Source organism: Bradyrhizobium sp. (assembly GCF_052389815.1).
Taxonomy (GTDB): domain Bacteria; phylum Pseudomonadota; class Alphaproteobacteria; order Rhizobiales; family Xanthobacteraceae; genus Bradyrhizobium.
On record NZ_JBQTHN010000059.1, the window covers coordinates 1 to 17,847 of the forward strand.

Consider the following 17,847-nt stretch of genomic DNA (forward strand, 5'->3'; position numbering starts at 1 on the left):
CGCGGACTATAGCGGCCGCGGTCCCAATTGCAACGCTGGGACGCCCTTTCATTTAGGCCGCTTGCGGCAGCCGCCAAGGCCCGATAAGGCTGCGCTATCAGGAACTTGAGCGATGGCCAAAAAATCCAGTAAAACCGCGGCAAAAGCCGCCTCCAGGAAGCCCGCCAAAGCCGCGACAAAACGCCCTCCGGCGGTGCCGGCGGACGGCCAGGCGTTGCGCATTGCGGACGCGCTGGAAGCCATTGCCGCACGGCTCTCGGCCAATGCCCAAGTGGCCAGTTCGGCCGATTCTCTGCAGCGCGCGGATGCCTTCGTCTGGCATCCGGACGGGCGGCTGTCGCCGGTGCCGAGAGTCAGCCGGGTCGAGATCGGGCTCCTGAAGGGCATCGACCGCATGCGGGACATCCTGATCGAGAACACCGAGCGCTTCGCCGACGGCCTGCCGGCCAACAACGCGCTGCTCTGGGGCGCGCGCGGCATGGGCAAGTCTTCGCTGGTCAAGGCGGCGCACGCCAGCATCAATGTCGACCGCAAGCAGGCCGACCGCCTCAAGCTGATCGAGATTCACCGTGAGGACATCGAAAGCCTGCCGGCGCTGATGGACCTGCTGCGGGAGTCGGATTTCCGTTTCATCGTGTTCTGCGACGACCTTTCGTTCGACGGCAACGACGCCTCCTACAAGTCGCTGAAGGCGGTGCTGGAGGGCGGCATTGAGGGACGGCCGGAGAACGTCATCCTATATGCCACCTCGAACCGGCGGCACCTGCTCTCGCGCGAAATGATCGAGAACGAGCGCTCCACCGCGATCAATCCGGGCGAAGCGGTCGAGGAGAAGGTGTCGTTGTCCGACCGCTTTGGCCTCTGGCTCGGCTTCCACCGCTGCAGCCAGGACGAATACCTTGCCATGGTCAAAGGCTACTGCGACCATTTCGGCATCGGGATCGCCGAGGAAGAGCTGGAGCGCGAGGCGCTTGAATGGTCCACTACCCGCGGCTCGCGTTCGGGCCGCGTGGCATGGCAGTTCACGCAGGAGCTGGCGGGACGGCTCGGGGTGAGGCTGGCGGGCAGGTGATCCCATCACCGGGTTTGACTGCGCTCGCGCGCCAGCAACAGCCCGATCAGTGCGAAAGCGGCCTTATGCGCCGTTGAGGAATTGCAGCGGGTCAACCGGTGAAGATCCCTTGCGGATCTCGAAGTGCAGCTGCGGCGAGCTCACCTCTCCCGATTGACCCGATTTGGCAATGATCTGGCCGCGCTTGATGGTGTCCCCGCGCTTCACCAGCAGTTCACTCGCATGGGCATATGCGGTGACGTAACCGTTGGAGTGCCGCACCAGGATCAGATTGCCATATCCCTTCAGCTCGTTGCCGGAATACGCGACGATGCCGTCCTCGGCGGCCTTCACCGGCGTACCCTCGGGCACCGCGAGATTGATGCCATCATTGGCCTTGCCATTGGTCTTGGCGCCATAACCGGTAATGACCTTGCCGCGCACCGGCCAGCGGAACGACGGCAGCGCGCTGGTCGTCTCGGCCGGCTTGGCGGCCGCCGCCGGTTCAGCCGGCTTCTCTTCCACCTGAACGCCGGACTGGGCCAGGCGCGCGCTCTGCTGCTGCGCGGCCGGCGTGAGGGAGCGCGTGACAGGCGGCGACATGGCCGCGACCTGCTGCGCGGGCGCAGGCGCCGGCTGGACAGCCGCGCTCCTCGCGCCGGGCACGGTGAGCTTCATGCCGATTCCGAGCTTGGCGGACGTATCGAGATTGTTCGCCCGGGCGAGTTCGCCGACCGGCACATGGTTGCGGCGGGCGATGCTGTGCAGCGTGTCGCCGCGGTTGACGACGTGCACGCTCGAGGCAGTTGCGACCGGCTTGGTCGCCGGTGCCGCCACGGCGGGCGCAGGTGCGGCGACGGCCTGACGTGGCGGAATGACGAGTTGCTGGCCCGGCGACAGCGCGCGCGGTCCCTTGTAGCCATTGGCGCGCAGGATATCGGCCGTTGACACGTTGTAGCGCTTGGCGAGGACCTCGAGCGTGTCGCTGGTGCCGACGATGATGGTGGTGCCGCCAGCATGGGCCGGCGGCGTTCGGGTCGCTGCGACCGATTTCGGCGCGACGGCGCCGGTTGTCTCGAGCTTCGGCTGGGCCGGCGGCGTGTAGGAAGAAAGCCCCCGCCCGCCTCCGGACACGCCATGGCTCGGCGCCGGGTAGGACTGCGGCGCAGCGACCGAAGGCGGCGGCGTATGCGGCCGGGAATATTGCGGCAGTTCGCGGCGCTCGACGGGCGCGGCCGGTACCGACGCCGTGGCTTCGGCCTGGGAGGCAAAGGGATTGGGGAAGTTGGTTGCCTGGAAGCGGGTCGACGAATCGGCGCTACACCCCGCAAACCCAACCGAAATAAGCGCCAGTGCCGCGGCCTGCGGCACCCGGCGCGAGCGAAGCAACTCGGCGACACGGGACATGGTTACTCACTCGTACGCAACAAAATACTGTCTTGAGTAAACACGTCCCGAGTAAATAACGGCTTAACCCCCCGATAAGGCCTTGGAAGCAACGGCCAATCCGGCGTTTCCTGAAACGCTCTTGCATTTCGAAATCGCTGATGCCGCCTGTTAGAGTTCGCGGGCAACCCCCGGCAGCGCCGGCACAAAACGCACGTCGACCAGCTCCTTGCGTTCGAACCCCGTCTCCGTCCTGCGCATGCGGACCAGGGTCTGAATGCCGTGGTGCGGTCCGACCGGGGCGATCAGGATGCCGCCGGGCTCCAGCCGATCGAGCAGCCTGTCCGGGATGTTCTCCATCGCTGCGGTGACGATGATGCGGTCGAACGTGCCGAGATCTTCCGGGATGGCGTAGCCGTCGCCGAGGATCACCTCGACGTTGTCGTAGCCGAGCTTCTTCAGCCGCTTGCGGGCACCGTCGGCGAGCGTCCGGTAGCGCTCGATGCTCACCACCTCCCGGCACAGCTTCGACAGCACGGCGGCCTGATAGCCGGAGCCGGTGCCGATCTCGAGCACCCGATGCTGCTTCTGCAAGCCGAGCTGCTCGGTCATGTAGGCGACGACGAAAGGCTGGCTGATCGTCTGCCCGCACTCGATGCCAAGCGCGCTGTCGCGATAGGCGTAGGCGAGGTCACCCTTCTCGACGAACGCTTCGCGCGGCACCTCCTCCATGGTGCGCAGCACCGCCTGGTCGCTGATGCCGCGGCTGCGCAGCGTCAGCTGGAACATCATCTTTTCCGGCGGGGGTTGCTGGGCGGCCATTGCAGGTCTCGATGGATTCCATACTGTAGGGCCTGTTCCCGGCGAGGAACAATCCCGGGGCTTTGACGTTACTGGCTCCGGCTACATCTACATATAGCGATCCGGCCGGGGCAGCCTACGGGCACAATGCCGTGCCAGCGCCAATCGACATTGCGCGTCCGTGCTTTATTTGCCAACCTCGACGGGAAGTGGTCAGGGATTCCAGCGATGACAGCGACACGCCCGGTGGGCGGTTCTGTATTCCTCGTCGAAGACGAGGTGATGATCCGGATGATGGTCGCCGACATGCTGGAGGAACTCGGCTACCGCGTCGCGGCCGAAGCCGGCGAGATCGGCGAGGCGGTCAAGCTTGCCCAGACCACCGATTTCGATTTCGCCATTCTCGACGTCAACGTCAACGGCAAGGTGATCTCGCCCGTCGCCGACCTGATCAAGGCGCGAGGCCGCCCTTTCATTTTCGCCACCGGCTACGGCTCCTCCGGCCTGCCCGAGGAATATCGCGACCGTCCCGCGTTGCAGAAGCCGTTCCAGCTGGAAACGCTGGCGCGAATGATCGACGCCACGCTGAAGGACGCCGCGGCGTAGCTCGCGTGTCCCCCGGCGATGCGAAACATCGTCCGGCGCGACGCCCCGCAGGGTGCTGGACACAAAATCGCGAAAACAACCCCATGCAAAGTAGCTGCGGCCCAAGTTCAGGTCCGCCGGAGACCAGTTAAGGGGATCAGCGTTCCGCCACACGAACCATGCCGGTTTCCTTGATCGTCGGCATCCACAGTCTTGCCAGCACCGGGATCACCAGCAGACTGCAGATCGGCGACAGCAACATGCCGCCGACAATGACGCAGGCCAGCGGCTGCTGCACCTGCGAGCCGATGCCGGTCGAGATCGCCGCCGGGACGAGGCCGATGCACGCCGACAGACCGGTCATGAAGATTTGCCGCATCCGGGTTTCGGCGGCGCGGATGATCGCGTCCTCCGTCCCCATGCCTTCCTCGATGTCGCGGCGGATGTAGGACATCAGCAGGATGCCATCCATGGCGGAGACGCCGAACAGCGAGATAAATCCGACCGCAGCCGATACGCTGAAATTCAGGCCGCCGATATAGAGCCCGAGAATCCCGCCGGCCACCGCGAACGGGATGCCCGACAGCGCCAGCAGGCTGTCCCGTATCGAGTTGAACAGGCTGTACAGCAGCATCAGGATCAGAAGCAGGCTTAACGGCACAATGAGCGCGAGCCGCTTCTTGGCCTCCACCAGCGCGCCGTATTCGCCCGACCAATCCATGGAGTAGCCCTGGGGTAGCGGGACGTTCTTCTGAATCCGGTCCTGCGCCTCGGTCACGGTCGAACCGAGATCGCGGTCGCGGACGCTGTATTTCAGCGGAATGAAGCGCTGGCTGTTCTCGCGGTAGATATAGGCCGCGCCGCTGACGAGCTTGACCTCACCGAGATCGCCAAGCCGGATATAGGCGGTCGGCGTCTTCGAATCCGAATTCGGCAGCGCTACCGGGATCGCGCGGATGGCATCTACATCCCGGCGGAACTCCGGCGCCAGACGCACCGTCAGGGCGAAGATCATCTCGCCTTCATAGACCTTGGAAACTTCCTGGCCGCCGATCGCGGCCTGGACGACGGAATTGATATCGGCGACGGAGAAGCCGTAGCGCGCGGCCTTGGCGCGATCGATCCGGACGATCAGGTTGGGCTGACCGAGCAGATTGAAACTGGCGGGGTCGGCGACCCCACGGACGCCGCCAAGTTCGGTCTTCACCGATTTGGACAGCCGTTCCAGCTCGACGAGGTCCTTGCCGAAGATTTTGATCGAGTTCTCGCCTTTCACGCCGGAGACGGCTTCCTCGATATTGTCCTGGATGTATTGCGAGAAATTGAAGTCGACGCCGACGAATTCGCGGTTGAGCCGCTCGCTCATCTGCTTGACCATCCGCTCCTTGGTCAATCCAGCAGGCCAACTGTCGGCCGGCTTGAGCGGGACAAAGAACTCGGCGAGGAACGAACCGTCGGGATCGGTGCCTTCCTCGCCGCGCCCCTGCTCGGAAAACACGGTCTGCACCGGCGGATAGCTCGAGATCACGGCTCGTATCCTGGCCACTGTTTCCATCCCCGCCTCCAGCGTGATGGTCGGCGGCATCACGGCCCGGATCCACAGATTGCCCTCTTCCAGCTTGGGCAGGAATTCGGTGCCGAGCCGCAAGCTCAGACTGAGACACAACGCCAGAAACACCGCGGCGATGACCGCCGCGCGGCGATAGTTTCGGACGGCACGCGCCAGAACGGCCTGGTAGAGCGTACGGACATGGCGGACCACGAAGGTTTCGACTTCCTTCACATGCGCCGGCAGCAGGATCGACGCGAGCACCGGCGTCACGGTAAAGGTTGCGATGACGGCGCCGATCAGCGCATATGCATAGGTCCGCGCCATCGGCCCGAAGATCTGGCCTTCCACGCCCTGCATCGTGAACAGCGGCAGGAAGGCCGCGATGGTGATGATCACCGAAAAGAAGATCGCCTTGTCGACCTCGACGGCGCCCGTCAGGATCCAGCTCAACTTGTCGCTCTGCGTTGCAGGGCGATCCGGCGACGTCCGCGCCGAATGGTGCGCGATCTGGCGGAAGATGTTTTCCACCATGATCACGGTGCCGTCGACGATAATGCCGAGATCGATGGCGCCGACTGACAGCAGGTTGGCGGACTCGCCCCGCATCACAGTGATCATGACAGCCAGAAACAGCGCCACCGGAATGGTTGCCGCGACGATTATCGCGCAACGCAGGTCGCCGAGAAACACCCACTGGATCAGGAAGATCAGGGCGACGCCGAACAGGAGATTGTGCAGCACCGTCTGAACGGTGATCGCAACGAGGTCGCCGCGATCGTAGAACGGCACGATCTTGACCCCGGGCGGCAGCGACCCGTCGGTGTTGATCCGTTCGACCGCCGTCCGTACCCGCTTGACCACGTCCATCGTGCGTTCGAACTTCTGCATCAGAACGATACCAGTAACGACGTCGGTCTTGTCGTCACGGCTGGCGATACCGAGTCGAGGTTCGAAGCCGATCTGGACCTTGGCGACGTCGGATACCAGCACCGGCACGCCGCCCTGCTGGGTCAGGACGATATTGCCGATATCGGCCATCGACGTGATGACGCCGATGCTGCGGACATTGACCGATTGTTCGCCGATCGCGATCGTGCGGCCGCCGACATTGGAGTTGCTCGCCGAAATCGCGGTCATGATCTGCGGCAGCGTCAGCCCATAGGCCATCATGCGGTCGAGATCGATCTCGGCCTGGAACTGCTTGGTCTTGCCGCCGAGCGCGGCGATGTCGGCGACACCGGGCACGATGCGCAGCTTGCGCTCGACCACCCAGTCCTGCAGCGACTTGAGCTGCATGACGTCCATGCCCGGCGGTCCCACCAGCTCGTAGCGGAAGATCTCGCTGATGCCGCCGGCGGGCGAGATCACCGGCATCACGCCGGCCGGCAACACGACGTCCTTCAGCCGGTTGATGGTCTGCTGACGCACAAAATGATAGTCGCGGCCGTACTCGAACTGCAGCCGGATGAAACCCAGCCCGTAGACGGTGTTGGAGCGAATGAACTTCAGGCCCGGCGTGCTGGCGACCCCGATCTCGATCGGGATCGTGATGTAGCGCTCGACTTCCTCGGGGGACTGGCCCTGCTGCTGGGCGATGATCTCGATGATGGGTGGCGCCGGGTCGGGATAGGCCTCGATGTTCAGCGTCAGGAAGGTAACGTATCCAAGGCCGACAAAGGCCGCGAATGCGACCATCACCAGCAGCCGCCGGGACAGACAAAATCCAATGAGATTACGCAGCATAAAATGTTCCGGGAACCCGAATCATTGACGCCACTCGTTATCGACAAAAATCGCACCGCGGGCGACCACCAATTCGCCGATGGCGAGGCCCGCGCGAATCTGCGTCAAGCCGTTCTGCTCAATTCCAATTTCGACCAAACGGCGCTTGAACAGCATCGGCTCGGTCTCGACCCACACCGTCGCAACGTCAGCTTCGCGAATGACCGCGACGGTCGGCACCGCCGGGGCTTCCGCGGCCGCTTCAGTCTCGATCTTGAAACTCGCGAACATGTCGGACTTGAGCGCGCGGTCTGAATTGTCGATCTCCGAGCGGACCATGACACGGCGCGTCGTCAGGTCGGATGCCGAGCCGATCATGTTGATGCGACCCCTGAATACCCGGTTCGGCGCAGCCGAAACCCTGGCTTCGACCTGCTGGCCGACACGTACGAATGCGATATCCTGCTCGAAGATCTGGGCCTTGAGCCACATCGTCGAAAGGTCGGCGACAACAAACAACGCCTCGCCCGAATCGGCCTTGACATACTGACCCGGCCCAATCTTGCGCGCGATCACGGTGCCGTCGATCGGCGCGACGATCCGGGTGACGCGGGTGAGAGCACCAGTCTGCTCGAGCGCCGCAACTTCGGCATCGGTGCGGCCGAGGATGCGCAGGCGGATGCGAGCGGCCTCGAACGCCGTGTCGGTCGATCGCATGTCGCTCTCGGCGGCGGCGAGTTGCGCCTCGGCCTGCTGCAGGTCCTTGGACGGAGCGGCCTTACCCTCGTGGAGATCGCGCACGCGCTTCTCGACGATCTGCGCCAGGTTGAGCTGGGAGCGCGCCTTGTTCCTGGCGGTCTGGGCGGCGATGAATTCGTTCTGCGGCGCGACCTGTTCGAGGCTGTCGATTTCGAGCAGCGGATCGCCTCGCTTGACCTGGCTGCCGACGTTGGCGATCAGGCGGATAACCCGGCCGGAGAACGGCGTCAGAACGTTGGTGGTGGCGTCTTCATTGAACACGATATGACCGATGGCCGATCTCTGAACGCGGAAGGCGTAGGGCTCGACTTTTACGACTTCAAGCTGGTGCATCTGATCGGCGACGACACGCACATGATCGCTACCCTTCTTGGTGCCTTCAGCCGCAAACGATGTCGCCAGCGCCATGCCAAACATCATTGCGAGCAGCCGATACGTTGTGGCTGCCGTCGCCGAGGTCATGAACGAGCGTCCTCCCAAAGCTTCCTCTTTTGCACTGCAGCACGAAGTTGCCGTACTTCCTTCAGATTCGACGCGGCATAGCGGACGTAGCAGCAATTCACCAGCAGAAAACGGACGTCCGTAAAAACCCCGTTTGCGGGCGAGCGCGGCGAAGGTTAGTAGATGGCGACGCCGCGGCGTCTGCACCGAAGGGCTAATGCTTAACAGATTTGGAAATCTTGGCCGTTCCCGGCTGGCCGCAGGTGTGGGCCTGATCGCGCTTGGCGCGGTTGCCGTTGCCGGGCTGCTCTATTCAAGGAGCGGGCAAGTCGGCCATTCGGACGTGTCGAGCCAATCCCGCAAGGGCATGCAGCGCTACGCCCTGACGCCGGCCGAATGGGCCGGCCTGACCATCCGGCCGGTGACGGTGCGATCCTTCCGCGAAGAACATGTGACGGAAGGCGTGATCGCAGTCGACGAGAACCGCTCAACGCCGGTGTTCTCGCCTTATTCCGGCCGGGTCACCAAATTGCTGGCGCAGCCGGGCGACAGCGTCGTGCAGGGGCAACCGCTGTTCGTGATCGAGGCCGCCGACAACGTGCAGGTACAGAACGAATGCATTGCGGCAATGACAGGCCTCAACAAGGCCAGATCGGCCCTCGAGCTCGCGCAGCAACAGGACAAGCGCGCCAAAGACCTGTTCGACGGTAGGGCCGTTCCGTTGAAGGATTATCAGCAGAGCCAGGCGGCCCTGGTCCAGGCGCAGAACGATTTGCGCTCGTCGCAGGCGGCACTGGAGGCGGCGCATAACAAGCTGCGTCTCCTCGGATTCACGGACGAAGCGATCGCGACTTTTCAGGAAAAAGGCAGCATCAATCCGGAGACGACGATATATGCGCCGATCGCGGGCACGGTGGTCCAGCGCAAGGTCGGCCCCGGTCAATACGTCAATGCCGGCGCCACCGATCCAGTGTTCGCAATCGGCGATCTCTCGAGGATCTGGCTGGCCGCCTTTGTGCGTGAGACCGAGGCCGCTTCCGTCGTGGTTGGCCAGGAACTGACCTTTGGTCTGACGGCCTTGCCCGGCCGCGTCCTGACCGGCCGCATCGATTACATCGCGGCGGCGATCGATCCCGCCACCCGCCGGCTGCCGGTCCGTGCCACGGTCGACAATGAAAATGGCCTGTTGAAGCCTGGAATGTTCGCAACCGTGACAATCCACGCGCCCGGCGAACAGCCCTCGGTCGGCGTGCCCAGGGTGGCGCTGATCTACGAAGGCGACCAGGTCCGGGTATGGGTCGCACACGAGGACAAATCGATCGAACTCCGCCAGATCAAGACCGGTCTCACCAATGGCGACCTCGTCGAGGTTCGTGGCAATTTGAAGCCCGGCGAGCAGATCGTCACCAACGGCAGCCTGTTTGTAGGCCGCGCTGCGTCCGGCAGCTAATCTCCAAGCTCCGAGCTGAATAGAACGCCTTGTCTGCAGGCGAAATATCCCGGCACCGTGGCCGTCATCCGCACCGGCGAACTTCAACTGCGACCGGTAATGACCTGCAAACTATCGCTACAGCAGGATGGCGCCCGGTTCGCAACGCTCGGTTGCTGCGCTGCGCCCCGGACACGGGAGCTATTTCAGCGTCTTCGTCAGCGCTTCCGAAAACGCCTCGTCGGTGCGGTCGAGCCGCAGCGGCGTCACCGAGACGTAGTTCGCCGCCAGCGCCGCCAGATCGGTGCCCTCGGCCGGCACATCCATCATCGCGGCGCGCTCGAAACCGATCCAGAAGTAAGGATTGCCGCGGCCGTCGCGGCGCTCGTCGACCTTGAGGAAACCGAGGTTGCGCTTGCCCTGCCGCGTCACGACGACGCCGCGCACCTCCTCCGGCGTGCAGGCGGGAAAATTGACGTTGATGACGGTGTTCTTCGGCACGCCCGCCTTCATCACCTTGCGAAGGACGTCGGGCGCGAACGTCAACGCGGTCTCCCACAACGGCATCTCGCGCGTCTCCATCGAGAATTCCTGCGACAGCGCAAACGAGGGCAGTCCCAGGATCGTGCCTTCCAGCGCGCCGGCGATGGTGCCGGAATAAACGACGTCCTCGGCAACGTTGCGGCCGCGGTTGACGCCGGACAGCACGACGTCGGGCATCCGGTCGGAGAGGATGTGGCGCGCCCCCATGATGACGCAATCGGTCGGCGTGCCCCGCACCGCGAAATGGCGCGGCCCCACCTCGCGCAGCCGCAAGGGATCGTTCAGCGACAGCGAATGCGACACGCCGGACTGGTCGAGCTCGGGCGCCACGACCCAGACGTCATCGGACAGCGCACGCGCGATCTCCTCGACCGCCTTCAGGCCGGGCGCATGGATGCCATCGTCATTGGTGCAGAGAATTCGCATGCTTCTTCAAGGCCTTTTCGGGTCGATTGCTCGGTACGCGGGGCCGGTTTATCCGCCTATAGCCGGCAACGCAAACCCATCAAAACCGGGCGATCTGGCCATATCGGCGATATCCGCCGGGGTCTTGCCCGTGCTATCGATGGTCATTCCGCCTGCATGCTCGGCATTGAATTTCCGCTCGGCTTCGGGATTTCATCGTGGCCCGCCTTTTGACCTTGATGGCCATTTCAGTTTGCGGCGCGCTGCTGGCGCCGGCCGGCGGATTTGCGCAATCGGACCAAGGGAGCCGATGCTTTCCCTGGCAGGAGCTTCGCGACGGCGCCTGCGTGACCAAGCCCGCGGAGGCAGCGCCTTCCGGCCAATCGCGCCAGCTCACGAAGACGCCGCGCGACGATCCGCCGGCGGCGGCGCCGGTCACCGTTCCGCCTGCCGTCGCCGTGCCGACCGCGCCTGTCGCGCCGCCGCTTGGCGCCGCCGCTGCACCGGTTGCTCCTCCGCCGGTCGCAGTACCGCCAGCCGCGGCCCCATCCGTCGCCATTCTTTGCGACGGCGGGACTGCCGCCGGTGGCGCCTGCACCTGCCCGGTCGGGTACACCCTGCTGCCGGCGACGACGGGCGGCGGCGGCACCTGCGTTCGCAGCAATGCCGAGAATTGCCGCGGCGGCGTTCTGACGGTGGCAGGCATCTGCCTCTGCGACGGCCGCGTGACGATGTCCAGCGAAGTCTATGCGCTCGAATTCCTCGGCGGCAAATGCGTTCCCAAGCGGTGTCCGGACAAGTCCTTCCTGAAGGAAGGCAAATGCGTTGCCAGCAACGACACCCGCTTCTCCTTCACCTGCCGCACCGGCTACCTCCCCGACGATTCAATTTCGGGCACGGCCGCAACCGGCCTGCGCTGCGTGCCGGATCCGACCTTCTGTCCGCCCGGGTCGAGGCGGAAGGACGGCACGTGCAAGACGTCCGCGATCGCCATCGATTGTTTCGAGGGCCGCTGCACCTGCGGTCCCAATGCGGACTGGGTGAACTATCTCTGCCAGTGCACCGCGCCCTATCGCAACGTGAACGGAACGTGCGTGACGGCAGCGGCGGACTCGGAGAAGAAAAAGCCGGAGCTGCAATCGGCCGATCCGTCGCCCAGGCGCAAGGCGTGCCCGCGCGGCACCGTGCGCACGCAATCCGGCAATTGCGTTGCCGCGCGGCCGAGACTGCCGAGCGCGGGCGAACTCGGTACCTACTACGAGCGCGCCTATCGCTATCGCGAATATCCGCAGGGGCAGCCGTATAATTTGCGCTAATCCTGGATGGAATTGGGTTGAATCGATTTGGGATTCCCAAAGGCTGGAGGAAACTCGTTTAACCTGCCAACAAAAAGCTCATCAGAACCTATGCATGACGAATCTGCCGGCGAGCTACCGCCATGAAAGCGCGCGCTGCGGCGGTCTGATAGCGATGCGTGTCCCAAAGCAGAGCGCCCGAGCGCTTGATCCACGGCGGTCCGATCGGGACGACCGCGAGATCCTTGCGACCTCCGAGACTGCGATCCGCAAGGACGGTTGGGAACCCACCGTCCTTTGCGAGTTCGATCAGAGCCTCGACCGAGTTCATCTCTACCTTGATGTCGAGCTTGCTCCCAGGGCCGAGCGCAGCATCTAGAATCCGTCGAGTCGCGAAAGCGCTCGTCAGCAGGGCGAGAGGAAGGTGCCTGAGAGAGCTGATTGGTATCGAGCGGCGCGATGACCATGCGTGGCCCTTGGCAACCACCAGCGCGAGACGCTCCTCGAACAGCACATCGACACCCAATGCCGGATGCTCCGGTGGAGCGAATGCGATGCCAACGTCTAGCTTGCCGGAAAGGATTGCATGCTCGACACCAAGGGCAGTGGCTTCCTCGACCTTGAGGCTGACACCTGGATGACGCTTGCTGAACGCCGCGATAACCTTTGGAAGAAAGGCAGTGCTGTAGGTATGGATTATGCCGATGGACAGCATGCCGCTCGTGCCGCTCTCGAGTTCGGCAATCGCGATGCGGGCCGCTTCGGCGTTTGCCAACAACCGGCGGGCATGGTCGCACAGCAAGCGCCCTGGTTCGGTCAACTGCATGCCGCGCCCGGTACGGTCGAACAGCACGCTTGCCAGATCGCGCTCAAGCGCGCCGATCTGTTGCGATAGTGTTGGCTGCGAAACATCGAGCGCACCGGCCGCCTTGGCCATGCTGCCGTGTTCGGCGACCGCCAGAAAATATGTCAAGCGCCGCAAATCCATAGTCAATTATAAATTCCTATCGATGCGATAGTCCATAACGGATTGTCCAATAGCTGGACGACCGGCAAGGTATCGGAGACCGAACGCAGGCGAGAAAGCCTCGCGGTCTGGGACGAAGCACTTGGGAGGCACCGCCATGCGAGACGATCAACGCCATCATCATGACGCAGCCAAATTCGACCGCGCCACGCGGCGCTCGATCCTGCTCGGCATCGCCAGCGTCGGCTCGGTTGCAACCTCGGCCGCCGCGGCTCCGCACCTGCTTCCCGGTATGAGGCTGGCGCCCACTCCAAGCATCGACCTCATCAACGACAAGTCGGCACACGCGTTGCCGAAGCCGCTCGTCGCGACCGCCAATGACATTCTGGGCCCATTCTGGCGCGCCGGCGCGCCTTTCAGCACGAGCATCGTTCCGAAGGGAGCAAATGGGCGCAAAGTCGCGCTTTCCGGAACGGTTCGCGATACCGACGGCAAACCCGTGGAGGGCGTCGTCCTCGACTTCTGGAACGCGGACGACGCCGGCAAATACGATCTGGAGAACCCGTTCCAGGCATTAATGCCGAACGAGTACAGGTATCGCGGCCTCGTCAAGTCCGACGGCAACGGCAAGTACACGATCGAGACAATCGTCCCAGGCAAGTACCGCATACCGCCGCGATTGCCGGGCTTCGAGTCGTTTGACGGTTTGCTGCGTCCCTCGCACGTCCACCTGATGACAAGCCACAGCGGTACCGTGCCGCTGATCACGCAGATCTATTTCACCGGAGATCCCGAGATCGCCAAGGACCCCTGGGCATCGAGGTCGAAAAGCATCGTCAACCTGGACAAGGCAGGCGATGCGCTTGCGGCACGGTTCGACATCGTTCTGCTGCGGATGGGTTAATCGTGAAATGACGGCAAGAGACAAGCACGGATGATTATCGATCGGATCGAGGCGATACTGGTCGACGTCCCGACGAAACGTCCCCACAAGTTGGCGTTTGCCACGGTTGCCGAGCAAAACTATGTCATCGTCCGCGTCTTCGCGGACGGTGCCGTGGGAGTTGGCGAGGCCGCTACCATCGGCGGGCCGCGATGGGGCGAGGAGTCGACGGAAGGTATCAAAGCGGTGATTGACGGCTACATCGCACCCGTGCTCGTCGGCCAGGATGCCCGCAATCTCAACGCCGTCGAGACGCGAGTTGCACGGGCGGTGCACGGCAACGCGTTCGCCCGCGCCGCTGTGGTAATGGCCGTGTACGACATGGTCGCCCGCGCCGACGGCGTCAGCGTCGCGGGCCTGTTGGGCGGGGCGCAGACCCCGTCGCTTGAACTGATCTGGACGCTTGCGTCCGGAGACACCGACCGCGACATCGCTGAAGGCGAGGAGATGTTGGAAAGCCGCCGACACCGGCACTTCAAGATCAAGATTGGCTTTGGCGATCCCGAGCGCGACGCCGCCCACGCTGTGAAGTTGGCGCAGGTGTTTGCCGGCCGCGCCTCGATCCGCGTCGATCTCAATCAGGCATGGGACGAACCCACCGCGCGCCGGCTGCTGCCGAAACTGGCCGGCGCCGGCGTGGCCCTCGTCGAGCAGCCTTTGCCGCGCTGGAATGTGGAAGGTATGGCCCGGTTGTCGGCAACCAACCCCGGCATCGCCATCATGGCGGATGAGGGCGTCGCTTCATCCCATGACGCCCTCGCCCACGCCCGCCTGCGCGCCGCTGATGCATTCGCGCTCAAGGTGACGAAATCCGGCGGCTATGCCGAAACGCGGCGCGTCGCGGCGATCGCGGAAGCAGCCGGCATTGGTCTTTACGGCGGATGCATGCTGGAAACAGGTATCGGCACGGCGGGTTACCTGCAGCTGTTCGCAACGTTCAGCCATCTCGCCTGGGCGTGCGAGCTATTTGGACCACGTCTGCTTCAGCATGACATAGTCGCAACCCCCTTGGCGATGCGGGACTTCGCCATCCACCTGCCCGACGGCCCCGGCATAGGCGTCGCAATCGATCCGGACAAGCTCAACTTCTATCGTCGCGACGGTAACCGCCAATCCAGAAAGGCCGGGTGAAAGGCATGCTGTACATGGTCGAGATGACGGTGGAGTTACCCTCGGACCTTGCACCGGAAAGGTCGAAGGAACTGATTGCGGCAGAACGTGGATATGCGCAGGAGTTGCAGCGACAAGGGACGTGGCGGCACCTTTGGCGCGTGACCGGCCGCTACGCCAACGTCTCGATCTTCGACGTTGAAAACCATGATGCCCTCCACGACACGCTGACCCGGCTTCCGCTGTGGCCGTATCTGAAAATTAGCGTCACGCCTCTCTCCAAGCATCCATCCTCGATCGATTGACAACCAGCGAGCTTCTCGTCATGCCAACCATCTCCCGCCGGAGCATTCTTGCCGTTACCACAATCGTCCTGTCCGTGCTCGCTTGTCCGCCGGCTGGCGCGCAGGAGTTTCCGAGCAAGCAGATGCGGCTGATCGTTCCATTCGCTGCCGGCGGCGCTGCCGACATAATCGGACGCACCATCGCCGACAAGCTCGGAGCGCTCTATGGCAAGACGGTCATCGTCGAGAACATGGCGGGTGCCGGCTCCAATATCGGAATCAATGCCACAGTAAAGGCGGAGCCAGACGGCCACACGCTGGTGCTGGGTTCGATCGCCGTTGCCGTCAACCCCTTCCTTTACAAGCAGATGCCGTTCGACCCGGCTAAGGATTTGGCTCCACTCACGCTGGCCCTCGAGACGCCCAACATCGTCATCGTGCCTGCCACCTCGAACGTGCAGACTCTGGCTGACCTCATCGCCAAAGCGAAGGCGGCTCCCCTGAACTACGCGTCGGCGGGCATCGGCTCGTCCCTGCACCTGGCGGCCGAACTCTTCAAGCAGCAGGCCAAAGTTGACCTTGCGCACGTCGCCTATCGTGGCAGCAACCCCGCGCTCACCGACCTCATCGCTGGCCGCATGGACGTTATGTTCGACAACGCATCGACAGCGCTGCCGCAGATCGAGGCCCGCACCGTCAGAGCCATTGCGGTTACTACCAAAGCGCGCCTCGCAACTTTGCCTGACGTACCAACCGTCGCCGAAGCCGGCGTGTCGGGCTACGAGATGGGCAATTGGTGGGCATTCTTCACTTCGGCCAAAGTGCCGTCCCCCATTACCGCCCGCCTTTCCGCCGACTTGCGCAAGATCCTCATCGACCCCGACGTTCAACGAAAGATGGCGCAAGTTTCCGGGCGCATTATCGCGTCCAGCGCCGACGATCTGGCAGCGCATCTGACCGCAGAGACCTCGAAATGGAAACGAGTTGTCGAATCGGCCAGCATCGGTGCGAATTAATAGGCGTTCGATCTAAATTAGCTTACCGTCGCCGCAGCGCGCGCCATACCCGCAGCAATTTCGCAGGATGGGAAAGAATGCGCATTTCCGGGAATGAAGGCGCAGGCGTTGGCGGATTGACCGGTTCTGGCGCTGCCTCCATGGCGGCGATCGGCGAGGCTTTAACGAGGCTGCCGAGCGCGGGCGAACTCGGTACCTACTACGAACGTGCCTATCGCTATTGCGAATATTCGCCCGGGCAACCGTACAATTTGCGTTAAAGCGTGATGAGATCAGGTTGAACTGAAGCGGCATCGGGATTCACCTCTCCCTTGGGAGAGGTGAACCGAGCCCGCCGGACGATCGATTCAACCAATCACCATCGCGCTCTCACAGCGCTACCACCTGCACAAGATCGTCCAGGTCGACAGAACCGGCACTTCCGCATGCGTCACGGCGCGGCAGCTGTGAGGCGGGCGAGGCGCAGCGCAGGAGGCGGATGGGGATGGTGAAAGCTTGCCCAGACCGGCTCCGGCTCAGGCGCTGCCAGATTGGCGCCGAACAATCGCGTCAGCGCCGATGCATAGATCTTCGTGCCGGCGAGACTGGCCGCGTGGCGGTCTGCGGCACTCTCCCATCGGCGGATCAAACGAGTCTCTAGCGGCCGCACGAACAATCCCAGCGCGGGCAAGGCCAGCAGCAGCATCGCCGCGCTCTCCTGCGGCGCATCTCCACCGCCAAGCAGCGCTGCGGCGAACGCCGCGCCCAACGCAGCAATCAGGCGCCAGGCGATGAACCACTCCCGGTGGCGCCCCGCGAGGTGACCCGCTTCGTGGGCAGCCACGGCGAGAGCCTGTCCGGTCGTCAATCCGGCAACAAGCGTATCGTCGAGAACGATACAGCGCCCCGCCACGATGCCCTGCGCGCGCGCATTCATCTGGTTCGACCGTCGCGACTCGTTCGCAACTCGCACCTCGGTTCCCTCCAACCGCGACTTCCGCAGCATCGCTGCGATCTCGGTCGCCAGTGGTCCCGGCGCAATTGCGGACAGCGTGCGCCCGGATGGCGGCACAAGCTCCCGCAGGATGAGCGCGCTCGCGAAACCGGCCCAGGCCACCAGCCACCACCCGGCTTCCGGCATGGCCAACCCTGCGAGCGCAGCAATGGGAACGCTTAGTCGAGCTTCCGAATACAGTAGTCGCCACCGCTCCTGAAAAAAGCTGCGCCAATCCGGTTCACGGCCTCGAGCCCTGGCGGCCACTGGAATGTCGAGCAAGGCAGGCAGCACCGCTGCGATCGGCAACAGCAGCGGTCCGCTGAGCCGGGCGAGCGCCGCCGCTCCTCCCAGCGCAGCAGCCAAGGCAAGGAGCGAGCTGGCGGCTCCTCGCCAGGCGAACTGCCTGACCCGCCCGGTCTCCCGCGCCAGCACGGCTCCCGTTGTTCGTCGCCCGAGCCATGCCACGGCACGGCGGGCGATCCAAAATTCGATCGCCACCGCACTCACCGCCAGTCCTGCGATCGTCGCTGGAAGCAAGTCGATCATGATGCGACTTTCAATGAACCTACGACCTTAGGCCTA

The 17,847-nt window shown here is 63.7% G+C and carries 15 protein-coding genes; 8 read left to right on the forward strand and 7 right to left on the reverse strand.

The features are described 5' to 3' along the window. The first annotated feature begins 112 nt into the window (after nt 1-112). On the forward strand, nt 113-1,072 hold the full coding sequence (locus ACT4OC_RS10450) for an ATP-binding protein (protein ID WP_444838905.1): 960 nt from the start codon (nt 113-115) through the stop codon (nt 1,070-1,072). 63 nt (nt 1,073-1,135) lie between these two features. Here ACT4OC_RS10450 and ACT4OC_RS10455 read toward each other — a convergent pair whose 3' ends face one another. Then, nucleotides 1,136-2,458, reverse strand: coding sequence for a peptidoglycan DD-metalloendopeptidase family protein (locus ACT4OC_RS10455; protein ID WP_444838906.1), 1,323 nt, complete (start codon nt 2,456-2,458; stop codon nt 1,136-1,138). A 150-nt stretch (nt 2,459-2,608) separates the two neighbouring features. Beyond that, nucleotides 2,609-3,259 (reverse strand): protein-L-isoaspartate(D-aspartate) O-methyltransferase, encoded by a 651-nt coding sequence (locus tag ACT4OC_RS10460; RefSeq protein WP_444838907.1) that lies wholly within the window; start codon nt 3,257-3,259, stop codon nt 2,609-2,611. A gap of 207 nt (nt 3,260-3,466) precedes the next feature. Between ACT4OC_RS10460 and ACT4OC_RS10465 the strand changes: the two genes are divergently transcribed. Then, nucleotides 3,467-3,844, forward strand: coding sequence for a response regulator (locus ACT4OC_RS10465; protein ID WP_444838908.1), 378 nt, complete (start codon nt 3,467-3,469; stop codon nt 3,842-3,844). 136 nt (nt 3,845-3,980) lie between these two features. Here ACT4OC_RS10465 and ACT4OC_RS10470 read toward each other — a convergent pair whose 3' ends face one another. Next, complete coding sequence (locus ACT4OC_RS10470; RefSeq protein WP_444838909.1) at nt 3,981-7,118, reverse strand: efflux RND transporter permease subunit; 3,138 nt, start codon at nt 7,116-7,118, stop codon at nt 3,981-3,983. A gap of 21 nt (nt 7,119-7,139) precedes the next feature. Further along, complete coding sequence (locus ACT4OC_RS10475) at nt 7,140-8,318, reverse strand: efflux RND transporter periplasmic adaptor subunit (protein WP_444838910.1); 1,179 nt, start codon at nt 8,316-8,318, stop codon at nt 7,140-7,142. A 196-nt stretch (nt 8,319-8,514) separates the two neighbouring features. Here ACT4OC_RS10475 and ACT4OC_RS10480 point away from each other — a divergent pair, with 196 nt between their 5' ends. Then, the gene (locus ACT4OC_RS10480; RefSeq protein ID WP_444838911.1) at nt 8,515-9,747 is read left to right on the forward strand and encodes an efflux RND transporter periplasmic adaptor subunit; all 1,233 of its coding nucleotides are present in this window, start codon (nt 8,515-8,517) and stop codon (nt 9,745-9,747) included. 180 nt (nt 9,748-9,927) lie between these two features. Here ACT4OC_RS10480 and surE read toward each other — a convergent pair whose 3' ends face one another. Continuing rightward, nucleotides 9,928-10,695, reverse strand: a complete 768-nt coding sequence (gene surE, locus ACT4OC_RS10485; protein WP_444838912.1) for a 5'/3'-nucleotidase SurE — start codon at nt 10,693-10,695, stop codon at nt 9,928-9,930. Between the two features lie 197 nt (nt 10,696-10,892). Here surE and ACT4OC_RS10490 point away from each other — a divergent pair, with 197 nt between their 5' ends. Then, nucleotides 10,893-11,990: a hypothetical protein gene (locus ACT4OC_RS10490; protein WP_444838913.1), complete on the forward strand. Its 1,098-nt coding sequence runs from the start codon at nt 10,893-10,895 to the stop codon at nt 11,988-11,990. A gap of 88 nt (nt 11,991-12,078) precedes the next feature. On the opposite strand, the gene ACT4OC_RS10495 is transcribed toward ACT4OC_RS10490, so the two are convergent. Continuing rightward, the gene (locus ACT4OC_RS10495; protein ID WP_444838914.1) at nt 12,079-12,942 is read right to left on the reverse strand and encodes a LysR substrate-binding domain-containing protein; all 864 of its coding nucleotides are present in this window, start codon (nt 12,940-12,942) and stop codon (nt 12,079-12,081) included. A gap of 136 nt (nt 12,943-13,078) precedes the next feature. On the opposite strand from ACT4OC_RS10495, the gene ACT4OC_RS10500 reads away from it, so the two are divergent. Genes ACT4OC_RS10500 through ACT4OC_RS10515 form a run of 4 tightly spaced genes read left to right on the forward strand, consistent with a single transcriptional unit; the run spans nt 13,079 to nt 16,289 of the window. Continuing rightward, complete coding sequence (locus ACT4OC_RS10500; protein WP_444838915.1) at nt 13,079-13,840, forward strand: dioxygenase family protein; 762 nt, start codon at nt 13,079-13,081, stop codon at nt 13,838-13,840. A gap of 30 nt (nt 13,841-13,870) precedes the next feature. Next, nucleotides 13,871-15,010, forward strand: coding sequence for a muconate/chloromuconate family cycloisomerase (locus ACT4OC_RS10505; RefSeq protein WP_444838916.1), 1,140 nt, complete (start codon nt 13,871-13,873; stop codon nt 15,008-15,010). A 5-nt stretch (nt 15,011-15,015) separates the two neighbouring features. Next, nucleotides 15,016-15,294, forward strand: coding sequence for a muconolactone Delta-isomerase (catC, locus tag ACT4OC_RS10510; RefSeq protein WP_444838917.1), 279 nt, complete (start codon nt 15,016-15,018; stop codon nt 15,292-15,294). 20 nt (nt 15,295-15,314) lie between these two features. Then, nucleotides 15,315-16,289, forward strand: coding sequence for a Bug family tripartite tricarboxylate transporter substrate binding protein (locus ACT4OC_RS10515; RefSeq protein ID WP_444838918.1), 975 nt, complete (start codon nt 15,315-15,317; stop codon nt 16,287-16,289). Between the two features lie 430 nt (nt 16,290-16,719). Here the strand turns inward: ACT4OC_RS10515 and ACT4OC_RS10520 are convergent, their stop codons facing one another. Beyond that, nucleotides 16,720-17,811 carry a M48 family metalloprotease gene (locus tag ACT4OC_RS10520; RefSeq protein WP_444838919.1) on the reverse strand — a complete coding sequence of 364 codons (1,092 nt, stop codon included), beginning with the start codon at nt 17,809-17,811 and terminating at the stop codon, nt 16,720-16,722. Nucleotides 17,812-17,847 lie beyond the last annotated feature (36 nt).

Excerpts from the sequence above, each read along its gene's own strand:
- ACT4OC_RS10450 (WP_444838905.1), top strand. The coding sequence starts at position 113 with ATGGCCAAAAAATCCAGTAAAACCGCGGCAAAAGCCGCCTCCAGGAAG.
- ACT4OC_RS10455 (WP_444838906.1), bottom strand. The coding sequence starts at position 2,458 with ATGTCCCGTGTCGCCGAGTTGCTTCGCTCGCGCCGGGTGCCGCAGGCC.
- ACT4OC_RS10460 (WP_444838907.1), bottom strand. The coding sequence starts at position 3,259 with ATGGCCGCCCAGCAACCCCCGCCGGAAAAGATGATGTTCCAGCTGACG.
- ACT4OC_RS10465 (WP_444838908.1), top strand. The coding sequence starts at position 3,467 with ATGACAGCGACACGCCCGGTGGGCGGTTCTGTATTCCTCGTCGAAGAC.
- ACT4OC_RS10470 (WP_444838909.1), bottom strand. The coding sequence starts at position 7,118 with ATGCTGCGTAATCTCATTGGATTTTGTCTGTCCCGGCGGCTGCTGGTG.
- ACT4OC_RS10475 (WP_444838910.1), bottom strand. The coding sequence starts at position 8,318 with ATGACCTCGGCGACGGCAGCCACAACGTATCGGCTGCTCGCAATGATG.
- ACT4OC_RS10480 (WP_444838911.1), top strand. The coding sequence starts at position 8,515 with ATGCTTAACAGATTTGGAAATCTTGGCCGTTCCCGGCTGGCCGCAGGT.
- surE (WP_444838912.1), bottom strand. The coding sequence starts at position 10,695 with ATGCGAATTCTCTGCACCAATGACGATGGCATCCATGCGCCCGGCCTG.
- ACT4OC_RS10505 (WP_444838916.1), top strand. The coding sequence starts at position 13,871 with ATGATTATCGATCGGATCGAGGCGATACTGGTCGACGTCCCGACGAAA.
- catC (WP_444838917.1), top strand. The coding sequence starts at position 15,016 with ATGCTGTACATGGTCGAGATGACGGTGGAGTTACCCTCGGACCTTGCA.
- ACT4OC_RS10515 (WP_444838918.1), top strand. The coding sequence starts at position 15,315 with ATGCCAACCATCTCCCGCCGGAGCATTCTTGCCGTTACCACAATCGTC.
- ACT4OC_RS10520 (WP_444838919.1), bottom strand. The coding sequence starts at position 17,811 with ATGATCGACTTGCTTCCAGCGACGATCGCAGGACTGGCGGTGAGTGCG.